This window comes from Clostridium swellfunianum (genome assembly GCF_023656515.1).
Lineage (GTDB): Bacteria > Bacillota > Clostridia > Clostridiales > Clostridiaceae > Clostridium_AT > Clostridium_AT swellfunianum.
In genome coordinates, this window is record NZ_JAMOFV010000006.1 from 715,824 (window position 1) to 730,808 (window position 14,985).

Sequence of the window (14,985 nt, forward strand, 5' to 3'; positions counted from 1 at the left end):
TTCATTTATACCCTACTTAATACTTAAAAACAACATCTTTGCCGCTTAATACAGTTCTTTCTGCAATAGTTATTTTATCGTTATTTGTAATAATAGATATAGTAGGATCATTTTTACTTGTATTTAAATAGAAACTATTAGTTTTTTCCTTTTGTAAAAAGTTTTTGGATACAAATCTAGAACTAGTAAATATTTCTCTGTTTGAGTAAAAATAAAGTTTATTATTAATGCTGTATTCTTTACTATTGATTTTATCAAACTTGCAGCAAGAATCTAAAATAAAGTTTATCTTACCATCACCGTTAAATTCATCCTTTATAATAATAAGATTATGCATTTTACTAATATATATTGTTCTTCTATGGATTAATGGTTGATATCCATCATGTGATCCATAAATCACAAAATAATCTTTATCTTCGTAAAATCCTTTTTCTATAACCTTTGCCTTCTTAGACCATAAAAAAGGACCTTCCATAATTGATTGTGATACGCCATCATAAGATAACGTATTATGTGCTTCAGTACTTCTAAAATAATCTCTGTATTCTTTTTCAATATTATAAATATATGTTCCGGAATCAATAAAAATAGGCTCATTATCTATCGATAAAACAAATGCTAAGCAATCTGCATGTCCATGTGCTGCAATACTGCCAAAGCCCAAATCAGCTATGTCAAAAAATAAATGAACTTGCTCTGACCTATATACAAAATACCCTGCTTCTTCATACATCTTTATTTTACTATACTCAAAGCTTTTTAGCTTGTTAGTTACATTAAGATATTTCCATAAAGCTACTTCATCATTAATAGTTTTGCCAACACTATCAACCATACTTGTTCTGAAATAAATTGACCCAAAATTAAGCAGATAATCATAGTAACTATATTTTTTCCCAGTTACATTAATAATTCTCGCATCATCACTATCTCCAAATTCAATATATTCATCACTATATTTTATATATCCAATAAACTCAACAGCTTTGAGCAACAGATTTTCTAGTAAAGGCTTCTTATTTAAAGACTTCAAAAACGTATTATATTGTAACCATAAATCAACTACAAAACCATGATAATGAGCTGCATGCTCTTTATTGACTCCATCACGATAAAATTGCCTCTTAAACTCATGATTTAATATGGTATATCCTTTTTTAAACCAATCTTGTTCAAAAATATCTTGTAAAACCTCTCCAACTATTGAAATCAATCCAGCTTCTAATATTAAATGATTATTTGCTGAGGAGAATCCAGATAAGTTTTCAGAGACATACTTCATTGAATTTATAGTTGCTATAATTAAATCTTTTTTAAACTTCTTATCATCATTATCCTTAATTATCGCATAACAAATTAACCACTGATATGCCCTAATTGCTATCTCCATTGGTGAAGACCAATTTACACCTCTTAAATAAAAATTATCATCTACCCAACTATAAAATAAAGCCCTAGCTTTATCATAATACATCTTATCATTATTATTTTTTGCCTTTAATAATAAATATGGCAAAAACAAATGCCTATTTAGTTCCCATGTTAGCCTTACTTCACCAATTTTATCTTTATTTTTAAAATCTATATTCCAAGAAAAAATATCTTTCTCCCATTTTATTTCATTAAAACCATGCCATGAAAACTCTTTATTTAAATCAACATCACTACTAAAAATATTAACAACGAAATCATATCCGTATTTAACTTCTATATTAGAAAATGTCCATATAGCATCAATTTTGTTATTCACCAAATTCAAATTATTTAACTTTAACTCAGTTAAAGGTAATCCTAAAACAGTTTTATTACTTTTAAAATTTTTTTCATACTGCTTAATTTTTTGCTTTTGCTTAATTCTAAATACAATTTCTTGTAAAGACATTGCTTTTAGTCTATGATAAAACCATTTAACTCGTTTTGTATTCATTATTCTAATCATTACCTTTACTATTATTATATTTTATCACTTTAGCAGGTACACCTACCGCGACAGCATTATCAGGTATATCTTTTATCACCACAGCATTTGCCCCTATAACAACATTATTACCGATCTTAACATTTCCTAAAATTACTGCACCAGCACCTATATATACGTTATTCCCTATTATAGGAAGTTCAGTAAGGCCACTTCTTCCCCCTATAGTTACATTTTGTGATATAGTGCAATTATCACCTATTACAGCTTTTTTATGAATAACTACACCAATTCCTCCATATCCGAACTTTGTACCTCTTCCAATTCGTACCTCATATGGTATTGAGGAATTATATAATAAAAATATAATCAATTTTATCAACTTTGGTAGAAGTGGTATATTAAAAAGATAAAGTTTTCTTGCAAATCTATAAAACACTATAGCGTTCAACATAAATTACCTCATTATTATAAAATATAATTTAATAATTACCAGCTTAATCTAACTTAGTTTTATTAAACTTTATATGTTTTTTTAAGATTCAAAGTATTAGCAAAGAACTTGTAATAGTTCATAAATCTAATTTACTATCAATTCAATTAATTATCTAATTAACTTCTAATTTATTTTCTAAACTAGTCAACATACCAAAAAATAACCATATATAAAATGCTTGATACCTATCACTTAAATTAGAACCAAAAAAACTTTCAAAAATAACGGCTATTATTAATAACACAACTATTAAGCTAAACCTTTTTTGAAAGCCTCCTGAAACAGTATATATTTTTTTAGAAGCTTTAAAAAATTTATAAAATATGAGTATTAAAGAAATTAAGCCGAATACCCCTATCTGACCTAAAATTGAAGTCCAGTATACGTCCATAGAAAATTCGATTGGTATTCCTAATTGAGCATATACTTTTCTATCATAATCTATAGCAGTTCTAGTGCCATACATTCCAACACCATATCCAATGAAAGGCTTTGTTGTGAGAAACATTTTATTGACTTTTGTTATAAAATATGTTCTACCTCTTCCACTGTAATCTGCTTGTATATATTCTTTAGTAAAGATAGATAGATATCTTTTTGAGATACTTTCATTAAGTATGCCTTTTCCTGCTTCAAAATTTGCTGCACCTATTCCCATAATAGAAATTATGGCAATAACGCTTAATATTACCGTTACCTTAAATTTGGTTTTTTTAGACTTCGTTGTGAAATAAAACATATATATGCTTGAAATTATAACTGCTATTACAGCCTGCCTTGCATAAGTTAAAATAAGAACAATAATTGAAATAAGTAATAGAATAAAACTTTTTTTATTTCTATTTTTATAAAAATAGTCCACTGCAGCTACTATGGTTGCTATTGTCATAAAGTATCCAAATATACCGTATCTGCCAAACGTAGCAAATATTGCATACCTTGATTCTAATTGATTTATTGACACTGTTACAAAACCCAAGTCTAAAACTTTCGGTTGTAATATTATATCTAATCTCTCTCTAAAGAAAAATTGAAATAACGCCACAATTAATTCAAACACTATAGTCACGTAAATAACATTAAATATTTTTTTATGTGTAGATAAATGCCAATCTTCTAACTTCAATATAAAATAAACTGCAACATATCTAATTAACCATCTTAATCCTAGGATAGCAATTGTAATATTTACTCTATTTATAGCTATAGATAGTATACATACAATAATAAATATAAAAATATAAAAATCATATGAATACAACTTAATATTTCTCCTGTTTCTCAGAAACCTAATTAGGCAGAAAAATAAAATTACATATGTAAATGCTTCTGTACCATATCTAACTAGAGAAACAATATTATTAGGAGTAAAATTTAATATAACAGTTTCCAATGGAATATAAATACAAAGGAAATAAATCCATAAAATAGGCTTACTTATAAATATTATCGATATTAATAGTAATAAAATACCTGCTGAAAATTTAATATTAAATGCTCCTAATGCTGAGAAAGCAAATGCTAATAATGCTCCAAAAACTACTAAATACCTGCTTAAACTTAATTTCAAGTTATACCTCCTAAATGCACTAATGCACTAACAGAAAGAAATAGCTATATGTGCTTAATAATACTTATCAATTATAATTTATTAGCTCTTATTTGTAGAGATCAATGTGCTGTATTACCAGCTTTTTCTTACCTCTTTTAGTTAGCTTGATTTCATTAACAATTTTAATTTCTATATCTAAAATATCCTTTACTTTTTTATTTAATGCTTTTTTTATATTACTAATATCTTCTTCTATTAAGTCTTTATCTAATAATAAATTCAAATTAACCTTTCCAATTTCAAATTGTTCGAATTGGTATTGTCTGATTTTATTAAATGCATCACTGTGAAAGTTTATTGCTGCAATAGATATTTTTTCGTTGTTTTTTCCAATTAACATCTCCGAAGTATTATGACCTATAATTTCGGTAACTTTGTTATCAATAACTCTAACAACATCATCAGTTAAGTACCTTACAAACGGCATTTTAAAATTTAGAAAACCAGTGCAAGCTATTCTAAATTCATCAGGATTATCTGTGGGGATAAATTCAGTATAGCCATACATATCATTAAAAACATATTGTTCATCATACTTTTCAGCAAATACAGCCCTCTCTGAATGGCCATAAAATATACATGTATCACACTTTAGTACCTTCTTAATATACTCATCATCTTCTCGAGAACAACTTTCCGAGATATAAAAAACACTTTTAATATTTAATTTAGTTTTATTTTTATCTAGTAAAGCACAAAAATTTTTAATCGCAGAAGGATATCCACTAATAAATTCTGCTTTAAATTCATCTATTATTTTAATGTACTTTTCATAACTTTCGTCATTTAGTTTAAATGGAGAAAGTACAATCTCATTATATATAGGATTAAACTTAGAAATTTTGCCATTAAATTCTAATCCTCTAAAAGTAATCATTCTCGAAGTCTTATAATCATATCCAAACTTGGCCCAGTAATGATATACATAGGCTCTTTCTTTATATATAGAGTCTTTATCTAAATATATTTTTAAAGGTTTACCACTACTGCCGCCAGTATAGGCAATATAATGATTTATGTCTTCATCTGATAAAAGTGAAGCTTCATTATTTAAAAATATAGACTTATTAGTAAAGTCTAATGCTTTGATATCTTCAAAGCTCTTTATGGTTGATGGATTAAATTTAGCATTTTTAAAAGCCTCTTTATAGTAATTAACATGCTCATTACAATATATCAAAATACTTTTTAGATTTTCAAATTGTAAATTCTTCTTATTTTCATTACTAAGTGTATCATAATTATCTAACATTTTATATGTGTCAAGAAACACCTTATTATTTATTAGTTTTTTTCGCAAAATAGGAGCTAATAATATTTTTATTGATTGTGGGCAAATTTCACTAATTTTTTTGACTAGCTTAAAATCCATCTTAATTCATCCTTTTTTAGTATAGTACTCATTATTTAAGTTTAGCGTATGTTTTAAGAAAATTAGGCTTTTCCTTAAATACAAATATGGTGTGCGCAAGGTTTCTTGTTTGTAACTTTCTCCAACTGAATTTTCGTTTTATATCTTCTGTTAAAGTTCTTTCATTCAACCTATTAAAATTAAATTCATTGGTTTCCTTTATTAAAAATCCCTTATTAGTAATAAACATAGACTGACATTTCTCTTGGTTTGAAAAACTAACAGGCATATATCTCTTTTGAAAATGAATATACATTAATTCTTCTATAATAATTTTTCCATTGTCTTCTAAGGCTCTATATAACTTACCCTCTTCCCAATAAAAGCATTGTTTAGTTGTAGTATTTTCTAATGTAGAGAAATGGGAATATACTGGATTTATATCGACTATTTGCTTTGGATTGTCGATATAGTTGATATTATAGAATTTATATATTCTTGGCAGACCTCTGTTCTCATCAAGGCCATAGTGTTTTTCACTTTCCAATATAGCCTTATAATCAAAATACGGATTATCTAACTTATATCTTCCATTGACTTCTTCAGTATTTTTATATATTGTTAAGTGACCTTTATTGAAAACTTTATCATATTTATTTAATAAATCATCAGTTATATATTTAGGCAAATCACCATAGATTACGTCTATGTCACAATGCCCCCAATGAGTGTATTGCTTTAAATAGTCAGCAAAAACTTCTCCATATACAATTTTATAATCACATAGCTTGTATGGTTTATTACTATTATAGGCTAACTTTGTTTTTTCAAATATTAGTTTTTTTAATTGATGCAATGTCATTTTTTCAAAGGTTACATTACTAGGAACAATTAAATTTTCAGTATTATCGTCAGTAATAACGAGCCAGTTAAATTCTTTATTATAACTGCATGAGTTCAGCCATAATTGAATATAATTAGGCAATTTACCAAAGTAAGCACATATTATAAGTATTTTATTCTTCATAGTTCCTCCTTAATTAAAGGGTAAGATGCGAACATCAATAAAACCTACTAGAAATTAAATTAATTTTATAAATTTCTTCTTTTTGCATTTATCTTGTCTTTTAATTTACTAACAAGAATTATTATTTCGTCATTATTTAACACATACAGCACAAATAAATACATTATTATTAATAATAAACTTAGTATTCCTAAAATGAATAGTAGATGTATTTTAGAGCCAACAATTTTATCTATATAAATTACCTTTAAAATATTCGATAGAAAAAACAACAATGCAGCAGATATGAATATACTTATACTATTCTTTTTAATATACTTAGTATTAATTGAGATATTTACCCTTTTCAATGATTTAAAAAGCAAAAAAACAGATGTAATCAATGCTACTATCATTGCGATTGGCAGGGCTTTAATTTGCATTACTGGAACCAACATAAAACTAAATACTACAAATATTATTATTGATAAGCACGTATTAATAAGTGATACTCTTCTATCCTTAAACGAATAAAATACTCTATTCAAAATGTCTTTTAACCCCAGAAAAACAAGGCTTACTGAGAAATATTTGACAATATCACTTGTTCTTCTGATTCCCTCCAAGTTGAACCTACCGTATCCGAATAATATTTCTACTGCTTCGTATGAAAATGTAAATAACAATATTGAAATTGGTAACATAATCAAAAGAGATAAATTTAAGCTTTTAGTAACTATATTACTTAAGTTTTTATAGTCTTTTTTTGCAACAAACTCTGCTAATATGGGAAATACAATTACAACAATTAGATTACCTGCCGTACTATAGCATACATTATTTAATTTATTTGCTAAGTTGTATATCGCAATATTACCCTCTCCTAATCCAGATGCAATATTTATTGAAATCATTTGTATAATAGCTACATACATATTGCTTATAAACATAGGAATAATTAAATGCATCATCTTCTTTAAGTATGCTGAGCCTATATTAGATGGGCCTTCAAAGGCAAATCCCCACTTTTTAGCACTAATATACGTCAGGAGCAGCTTTGCAAAACTACCTGCTAATGCACTTAAAATAGTTACCTTTAATCCAAATATATCATATAAGAATAATAAGCCTATTATGATAATTATATTCATTGGTATTTCTATAGAGCTTGTAATTATTACATCACCATATGAGTTTAAAATCCCATTAAATACATATGCCAGACCTAAGAAAATTAATGAAGGCAAAACTATTCTTACTATTGGAGAAACATCAATCGGTACAGTTTGAAGTATACCAGGCGCAAAAACTTTTACTATAACACCTGGAAAAAACAATCCACCTAATACTAGAATAGAACTAACTAAGACTACTAGCTTAATCACATATCCGATAAAGGAATTTGCAGCTTCTTTTCCATGCTTTACTCTTGCATCTGTGTATAAAGGAAGTATTGTAGTATAAAGAACCCCCCCTATTGCAGAAAAAATTATTACTGGAAGGCTAGTTACAAAGACAAATACATCGGCCTGCCAAGAAGCCCCTAGCTTATAAGCAACAATACTTTCTCTTATAAATCCTAGTAACATGCTTAGAATAGTTACCAGAAATAATCCTAACGATTTTTTCATATCTTCACCTTAAAATTATCAAAGTCGATGATTTTATAAAATTAGTGCTTATAAAATCAACAAAATATATAAAATTTATAAACTTTTGTATATTTTTAATAACTTATCTAACTGGACTTCTATATCAAATTTACCTTTAACGGTATTATAACTTTTCCTACTTAATTCCTCTCTCAAATCTTGATCCCCAAGGAGTAAAATTATATATTTTTTCAATAATTCTATATCTCCTGGCTCTATTACATATCCATTAATCCCATGTTCAATTATCTTTGGAATTCCCCCTACATTTGATGCTATTGTTGGTATTCCATAACTCATTGCTTCAAGTACAGACATAGGCATACCCTCGTTATATGACGGCAATAAATTTATTCCTATATTCTTTAACAATTCATCCTTAGAGTCACCACTAATCCAACCATGAATAATTACATCTTGTTGCATATTATATTCTTTAGTTAGATTTTTTAGCTGTTCTACTTCACCATCACCGCAAACTAGTAACTTGAAATTATATCCTAATTTCTTTACTTCAGATAGAGCTCTAATTATGTCAAAAACTCCTTTTCTTTTACCTATTCTACCTAAGAATAATAAATTTCTTGAGCCATTTTTATAAAAATTGGCTTTAGGTATATCTACGGAGTTGTATACTACTTCTACTTTTGAATTGCAATATATAGATATTTTCTCTTTCCACTCTTCACTTAATGCTATAATACAATCAGCTTTGTTTAGTATATAGCTTATATATTTTCTTTTAGATGCATTGGATTCCTTATGGTAAAAAACATCAAATTCTGCACCATGCAGGTGGATTACTATTTGCTTTCTGAACACACTGCATATCAAAACAATTAAACTTTTTCTGTAAAAACTCCCTCTAGACGCCATGTGAATATGTGCCACATCTATTTTTTTAAACGCAAGGTAACATGTTATGTTTATAAGAGCAAACATGAAAAAAAATATATTTTTAAGCATACTCCCTTCGATAGATGTTGGAATATATTTTAAATTTATCTTTTCTTGAAGACCTGCTTTAAAATAGTTGTTAACTACAGTAGATACACCGCCTTTTAGTTTCCTATGCGGCCCTATCATTAATACCTTCATGGCTATACCTCTCTATCTTTTTTCACATCTATCTTCTTATATTTTGCAACAAGTTTTATAAACTTATAATTTCCAACAATATATCTTTTCGCCATTCTTCTTGGCTCTTGAATAAATCTATAAAACCACTCTAACCCAGACTTTTGCATCCATTTGGGCGCTCTTTTAGTAATTCCAGCTACAACATCGAAGCTTCCACCAACTCCCATAGCAAAAGGAACCTTCATTACTTCTTGGTACTTACTTATCCAGAATTCTTTCTTAGGACTAGAGAATGCTACAAAAAGAATATCTGTGTTAACTCTTCTAATTTCTTCTGCGATACTATAGCTTTCTTCTTCTTTAAAATAACCATTTCTATAGCCAGCAACTTGTAAATTCTTATACTTACTTTTGAAAATATCAACGACTTTTTCTACAACTTCTTGTTTAGCTCCAAAAAAATATGGTCTATATCCTTTTTCATTGCACAATTCAACTAATTTTAAAAACAAATCTATTCCTGCAACTCTTTCCGGTATTTCATATCCTAAGAATCTACCTGCCCAAACAACTGATTGTCCATCGGCATTTATTAAAGGACAACTATTAATTATATCTGCTAGTTCCTCGTTCTCCTGCATTAAATTCACTTTGCTAGCATTAATAACTACATGTTGATTATATATTCCACTCTTGATCAATTCTTCTACTTTTTCTATCGTTTCTCCCATAGTGAGCGGGTCTAAATTACTTCCTAACAACTTAACTCTATTATTCAATTAGTCCACCAGCCTATTTCGTCTTTTTTGAGTAACCTTTTATAACTTATATATCTTTTTACCATACCTAATAATGTTTCTTGTATCATAAACAATCTTATCACTTAAAAGCTCTTGCTTTTCTCTAATTTCACTATGGCCTACTAGAACAATAACTAACTCCGCTTCTTCTAAGAAGCTTTGTAAGTCGTGATATTGATTAGCTACCTTGTCATCTTTTATCCATGGATCATATATCTTAACATTATCAATATTGTATTTATACATAATGTGAAGCAGCTGTTCTGTTGGACTTTCTCTCATATCATCAACGTTTTCTTTATAAGTTAGTCCATATAAACCGACCTTAGAAAAATCTTTTATATTGTTCTCTCTCATAATTTCATGTATTCTATCAAATACAAATTGAGGCATAGAATCATTAACCTCTCTTGCTCCTAAAACAACATTAACTATATCTGGGTAATCTCCAACTAAGAACCATGGGTCAACAGATATGCAGTGTCCCCCTACTCCAGGCCCTGGTTGTAAAATGTTAACTCTAGGATGCTTGTTTGCTATTCTTATAAGCTCATAAACATCCATTCCTTCTCTATGGCACATCTTTGCAAGTTCATTTGCAAATGCTATGTTAATATCCCTGAAGGTATTTTCCACAACCTTACTCATTTCAGCAGTTTTAATGTCTGTTACTACTATTTCACCTTTACAAAAACTTTGGTACCAAGACTTAATTTCTTCTCCAACTTCTCTTTCATCTGCACCAATGGTTCTTGAGTTATTTTCTAGTTCTACTACCATTCTTCCTGGAATTATTCTTTCAGGTGCATGCGCAAGATGTATATCTTCACCTAGGGTAAAGCCTTTTTCTTTTACTATTGGTTTAACAAACTTTTCAATAGTTCCAGGAGATATTGTTGATTCAATAACAACAATAGCACCTTTTTCACAATGATCAAGAACAGTTTCAACAGCCTTTACAACATAGACTGGATCTATTTTCTTAGTGTCACTCAAGTAGGGTGTTGGCACAGTAATAATATATCTATCAGTTTTCATATACTCTGTAGTAAATTTTATCCCTTCGCTAACTGCTTTATTGAACAGTTCTTCTAAGCCTTCTTCTTCAAAGGTAAGTTTACCATTATTTAAAGTATCAACTAACTTTTTATTGTAGTCTGTTCCTACCACTTCAATTCCATGCGCTGCAAACATCATAGCTGTTGGCAGTCCTATATAACCTAGTCCAATAACATTTAAAACACCCATCTTAACACCCTCCTATATATCGTCTAACTTATTTAGCCTAATGTTCTAATAAATAAAATCTTTAGGTCTGTTTGTATTTTTATTAAAATAATATAATATAGCTTCAATAATTCGTTTTGAAGCTTTACCATCTCCATAAGGATTTACTGCACATCCCATATTGTTATATAGCTTATTATTATTGATTAGTTCGTTTGCACTTCTAATTATAGTATCGAAATCTGTTCCTACAAGCTTTACTGTTCCAGCTTCAACTGCCTCTGGTCTTTCAGTAACATTTCTTAATACTAATACAGGCTTACCTAAATGTGGTGCTTCTTCCTGAAGCCCGCCGGAATCTGTCATTATCATATAACTCTTATTCATTAAATTATGAGTTTCCTTTGTATCAAGCGGTGGCAGTAAGTGTACTCTTTCAACATCTTTTAGATGTTTTTCTACCACATCTTTAACTATAGGATTCAAATGAACTAAATAAACTAATTCAACATCTTTATTACTTGTAACTATTTCCTTTAGTCCTTTGCATATATTTTCAATACCTTCCCCCCAGTTTTCTCTTCTGTGGGCAGTAACCATTATCACTTTTTTGTTTTCGAAGTCTATTCTGTTTAATTCTTCTGTTTTAAATACGTAGTCTTTTTCTACAGTAGTATCCATTGCGTCAATTACAGTGTTGCCAGTTACAAATATTGAACTTTCTTCTATGCCTTCTTTTAGCAAGTTTCCTTTAGAGCCTGAAGTTGGCGCAAAATGTATGTCTGCAATAGCTCCGGTTAATTTCCTGTTCATTTCCTCAGGAAAAGGAAAATACTTATCATAGGTTCTTAAACCAGCTTCAACGTGTCCAACCTTTATTTGCTTATAAAATCCAGCTAAAGAAGCAGCAAAAGTTGTTGTAGTATCTCCATGAACTAATATCATGTCTGGCTTATAGGCTTCAAATAGTTCTTCCAAGCCTTCAAGTACTTTATTAGTTATTCCTGTTAGAGTTTGTCTTGTTTTCATTATATCTAAGTCAAAATCAGGTTTTATATCAAATAATTCTAAAACTTGATCCAGCATTTCCCTATGTTGAGCTGTTACACAAACTTTAGATTCAATTTCCTCACTCTTTTCAAGTTCTTTAACCAGTGGAGCCATTTTTATAGCTTCTGGTCTTGTTCCAAATATAGTCATAACTTTGATTTTTTCTTTCATTATTTACACTCCTTAGCTAGCATTCTCATCTCCAAACAGCACAGAAAATGTCTTAAATATCAATTTTATATCCAACCAAATACTTCTTTCCTTTACATATCTAATATCCAATTCCATCCATTCATTAAAACCAATGCTACTTCTCCCCATAACCTGCCAGTAGCAAGTTAATCCAGGCTTTGCTAAAAGCCTTAACTTATGGTAGCTTGAAAATTTAGCAACCTCTGTGGGAAGACTTGGTCTTGGGCCAACTAGAGACATGTCGCCTTTTAATACATTAAATAATTGTGGAAGTTCATCAATACTTGTCTTCCTAATAAATCTGCCTACTTTAGTTATTCTTGGGTCATCCTTTATCTTAAACATTGGCCCCGACATCTCATTTTTATCTTTAAGCTTGCTAAGAAGCTCTTCCGCATTTGTTACCATTGACCTGAATTTATACATTTGAAAGGTCTTTCCATTAAGTCCTACCCTTTTTTGGGAAAAAATAATAGGTCCCCTCGATTCAAATTTAATAGCAATCGCAGTTATAGCCATAACTGGTGATAGAACTATTAACCCAAACACAGCACCCAAAACGTCTATTATACGTTTAATAAAATAATAAGTCCAATCCCTTTTTACTTCTTTTAAGTCATAGTTACCATTTAACAAGCTGTCATTTCTTAAGTTCTGCAACTTACTCCCCCCTATTAAATCATGCGTTTATTGTCTATTTATCCATAAATATACTTATTATACAGTTACAACCCTCGAAAATTATACAACAAACAAACAGAATTTGCAATCTTTTCCGTTTATCTGTTTTAGTCTGATAAAGTTAGACAGCAAAAACGCTCTTTCTTTCATTATATCAAACACTAAGAAATAATTAAAATATAAATTTTTAATTTACTTGTGTATTTATATATATACAATAAAAATTTACAAGGAGACGATTACTATGAAGTCAAAGAAAAAACTCTCATTTAATATGGAAGAACTTGATTTTAATGAAGCTGAAGACGAAGGTTTTATAGAAGGCGAGGTTAATTTTGGCACGCCTATAGCAACCTTTAGTTTTGGTGAAAGCTTTGAGCAGCCTGCACCATTAATCTCTAATGCAAATAGTTTTAATAACCCTCAAAAGGGCTTGGGCTTAACACCGACCATAGACGGTGAAGCTTTTTCAATAAAGCGAGGCTATCAGTTTAGGCCATCTACCCTAAGAAAGTTAGTAGAGCTTAAATCAAAGCATTCAGACGTTAATGCATACCTAAACACAATATTAGATGAGGCTATAAACTTCTACTACAATTATGTTATTAGCAAAAATAACAGCTAATATTCCTAAAACCTCATCTTGATATCACGATTTCGTGATTTCTCGAAAAGAAGATATCATGATTTCACGATAAGAAGATATCGCGATATCATGATAAGAAGATTTCATGAAAAGAAGATGCTTAATTTTTATTATTTTATTTTTCTTTTACCTAAAATTATATTGCCAGCTGCATATTTATTAATAGATACATAAGAAAGGAGGTTACATCATGGAAGATTTACTAAAGGCAGTGGCAAATGTGGGCTTTCCCATCGCAGTTGCTGCTTTTCTGCTTATTAGAATTGAAAGCAAACTAACCAGCCTTGTTACTTCAATAAATCAGTTATCCACCATACTCTCAGTCAGACTAAACCTGGACAATGACAGCAAGTAGCCTAAACAAAAACCCTCTCCTGCAAAAGTCATAGCTGCAGAAGAGGGTTTTATGCTATCATTAAGTTAATCAGTTGTGCTGGGTTAGTGTCTAAATAGCACAACAATTTAAATTACTAAACTTGTCCAGGTGCGAGGACCTACTATTCCGTCTATATCTAAATTACAGTTTCTTTGGTGCTCCATTACGCATTTCTTAGTTACAGGTCCAAAAATACCATCAACAGGCTCAGCCTTTACAAGGCTTTGAACAAATGCTACTAAAGGACCCTTGCAGCCTGGTTTAAGCATGGGAAGCTTGTCTATGCAGCTCTTTGTTCTCCAGCCTAATATATTATCTTCTTTTAAAGCTTCACCTTCACTGTCTTTAATATTTAGTTCATTGCAAAGCCTTTGAAACTTTAATATAACTCCTTCTCTGCTTTCATCAAACTCATAAAGCCTGTTTTCTTCTATGAGCCTTATTAACTTTTCTGGATACTCAGGATCAGTAGCATAGCCGCAGTCATAAACCTTATAACAGGCTGCTTTATAATCTTTGCACTGTCCAAGAGGCTTGTACCTGGCATAAGACAAAAGCTTATTGTGATCTTCTATGCTTTCCTTAAAACTGTCGTAAGCTCTAAACTCAGCTTTAACTATTTGCTTTTTGTCAGCATACCATTCCGCTGTATCCATTATTATTCTCTTTCCACACCAGCTTGCCCCTGCTTTAATGCCAAATAAATTATTTGCCCTCTTGCTAAGCCCAGAGCTTCCCCAAGCGCTCTCCAGTATTGCCTGAGCAATAATAAGGCTTGGCAAAATTCCATAGTCCTTTTGCCCTTTTATAGCCCCGTCCTTAACTAAATCAATAAACTGTTTTTTGTCCATATTTCCATCTCCTCACTTTAAAAATTTATTCATAAAATAAATAC

Annotated in this window: 14 protein-coding genes; 2 read left to right on the forward strand and 12 right to left on the reverse strand. The window is 29.8% G+C overall.

Features of this window, described 5'->3' with window-relative positions:
• Positions 1 to 16: 16 nt before the first annotated feature.
• The 11 genes from NBE98_RS03330 to NBE98_RS03380 form a co-directional block, all read right to left on the reverse strand.
• On the reverse strand, positions 17 to 1,930 hold the full coding sequence (locus NBE98_RS03330) for a heparinase II/III family protein (protein WP_250812587.1): 1,914 nt from the start codon (positions 1,928 to 1,930) through the stop codon (positions 17 to 19).
• Between the two features lie 4 nt (positions 1,931 to 1,934).
• Complete coding sequence (locus tag NBE98_RS03335; protein WP_250812588.1) at positions 1,935 to 2,375, reverse strand: serine O-acetyltransferase; 441 nt, start codon at positions 2,373 to 2,375, stop codon at positions 1,935 to 1,937.
• 154 nt (positions 2,376 to 2,529) lie between these two features.
• Positions 2,530 to 3,987, reverse strand: coding sequence for an O-antigen ligase family protein (locus NBE98_RS03340; RefSeq protein WP_250812590.1), 1,458 nt, complete (start codon positions 3,985 to 3,987; stop codon positions 2,530 to 2,532).
• Between the two features lie 88 nt (positions 3,988 to 4,075).
• Positions 4,076 to 5,401, reverse strand: a complete 1,326-nt coding sequence (locus NBE98_RS03345; RefSeq protein ID WP_250812593.1) for a phenylacetate--CoA ligase family protein — start codon at positions 5,399 to 5,401, stop codon at positions 4,076 to 4,078.
• A gap of 31 nt (positions 5,402 to 5,432) precedes the next feature.
• Positions 5,433 to 6,407, reverse strand: coding sequence for a DUF6625 family protein (locus tag NBE98_RS03350; protein WP_250812595.1), 975 nt, complete (start codon positions 6,405 to 6,407; stop codon positions 5,433 to 5,435).
• A gap of 65 nt (positions 6,408 to 6,472) precedes the next feature.
• On the reverse strand, positions 6,473 to 8,017 hold the full coding sequence (murJ, locus tag NBE98_RS03355; RefSeq protein WP_250812602.1) for a murein biosynthesis integral membrane protein MurJ: 1,545 nt from the start codon (positions 8,015 to 8,017) through the stop codon (positions 6,473 to 6,475).
• A gap of 75 nt (positions 8,018 to 8,092) precedes the next feature.
• Entirely contained in the window at positions 8,093 to 9,136 is a 1,044-nt protein-coding gene (locus NBE98_RS03360; protein ID WP_250812607.1) for a glycosyltransferase family 4 protein, read from the reverse strand.
• Positions 9,137 to 9,138: 2 nt separating this feature from the next.
• Entirely contained in the window at positions 9,139 to 9,897 is a 759-nt protein-coding gene (locus NBE98_RS03365; protein WP_250812612.1) for a WecB/TagA/CpsF family glycosyltransferase, read from the reverse strand.
• 39 nt (positions 9,898 to 9,936) lie between these two features.
• Positions 9,937 to 11,166 carry a nucleotide sugar dehydrogenase gene (locus tag NBE98_RS03370; protein ID WP_250812615.1) on the reverse strand — a complete coding sequence of 410 codons (1,230 nt, stop codon included), beginning with the start codon at positions 11,164 to 11,166 and terminating at the stop codon, positions 9,937 to 9,939.
• Positions 11,167 to 11,211: 45 nt separating this feature from the next.
• On the reverse strand, positions 11,212 to 12,366 hold the full coding sequence (gene wecB / locus NBE98_RS03375; RefSeq protein ID WP_250812617.1) for a non-hydrolyzing UDP-N-acetylglucosamine 2-epimerase: 1,155 nt from the start codon (positions 12,364 to 12,366) through the stop codon (positions 11,212 to 11,214).
• Positions 12,367 to 12,378: 12 nt separating this feature from the next.
• Entirely contained in the window at positions 12,379 to 13,023 is a 645-nt protein-coding gene (locus NBE98_RS03380; RefSeq protein ID WP_250817453.1) for a sugar transferase, read from the reverse strand.
• Positions 13,024 to 13,312: 289 nt separating this feature from the next.
• On the opposite strand from NBE98_RS03380, the gene NBE98_RS03385 reads away from it, so the two are divergent.
• Both NBE98_RS03385 and NBE98_RS03390 read left to right on the forward strand, forming a co-directional pair.
• Complete coding sequence (locus NBE98_RS03385) at positions 13,313 to 13,693, forward strand: hypothetical protein (RefSeq protein WP_250812619.1); 381 nt, start codon at positions 13,313 to 13,315, stop codon at positions 13,691 to 13,693.
• 211 nt (positions 13,694 to 13,904) lie between these two features.
• A complete protein-coding gene (locus tag NBE98_RS03390; protein WP_250812621.1) occupies positions 13,905 to 14,069 on the forward strand; it encodes a YvrJ family protein in 165 nt (54 codons plus the stop codon).
• Positions 14,070 to 14,176: 107 nt separating this feature from the next.
• Here the strand turns inward: NBE98_RS03390 and NBE98_RS03395 are convergent, their stop codons facing one another.
• Positions 14,177 to 14,941: a glucosaminidase domain-containing protein gene (locus tag NBE98_RS03395; protein ID WP_250812624.1), complete on the reverse strand. Its 765-nt coding sequence runs from the start codon at positions 14,939 to 14,941 to the stop codon at positions 14,177 to 14,179.
• Between the last annotated feature and the right edge of the window lie 44 nt (positions 14,942 to 14,985).

Bases quoted from the DNA above. Each gene is read 5' to 3' on its own strand.
- NBE98_RS03330 (WP_250812587.1), bottom strand. From the start codon at position 1,930: ATGAATACAAAACGAGTTAAATGGTTTTATCATAGACTAAAAGCAATG.
- NBE98_RS03335 (WP_250812588.1), bottom strand. From the start codon at position 2,375: ATGTTGAACGCTATAGTGTTTTATAGATTTGCAAGAAAACTTTATCTT.
- NBE98_RS03345 (WP_250812593.1), bottom strand. From the start codon at position 5,401: ATGGATTTTAAGCTAGTCAAAAAAATTAGTGAAATTTGCCCACAATCA.
- NBE98_RS03350 (WP_250812595.1), bottom strand. From the start codon at position 6,407: ATGAAGAATAAAATACTTATAATATGTGCTTACTTTGGTAAATTGCCT.
- murJ (WP_250812602.1), bottom strand. From the start codon at position 8,017: ATGAAAAAATCGTTAGGATTATTTCTGGTAACTATTCTAAGCATGTTA.
- NBE98_RS03360 (WP_250812607.1), bottom strand. From the start codon at position 9,136: ATGAAGGTATTAATGATAGGGCCGCATAGGAAACTAAAAGGCGGTGTA.
- NBE98_RS03370 (WP_250812615.1), bottom strand. From the start codon at position 11,166: ATGGGTGTTTTAAATGTTATTGGACTAGGTTATATAGGACTGCCAACA.
- wecB (WP_250812617.1), bottom strand. From the start codon at position 12,366: ATGAAAGAAAAAATCAAAGTTATGACTATATTTGGAACAAGACCAGAA.
- NBE98_RS03385 (WP_250812619.1), top strand. From the start codon at position 13,313: ATGAAGTCAAAGAAAAAACTCTCATTTAATATGGAAGAACTTGATTTT.
- NBE98_RS03390 (WP_250812621.1), top strand. From the start codon at position 13,905: ATGGAAGATTTACTAAAGGCAGTGGCAAATGTGGGCTTTCCCATCGCA.
- NBE98_RS03395 (WP_250812624.1), bottom strand. From the start codon at position 14,941: ATGGACAAAAAACAGTTTATTGATTTAGTTAAGGACGGGGCTATAAAA.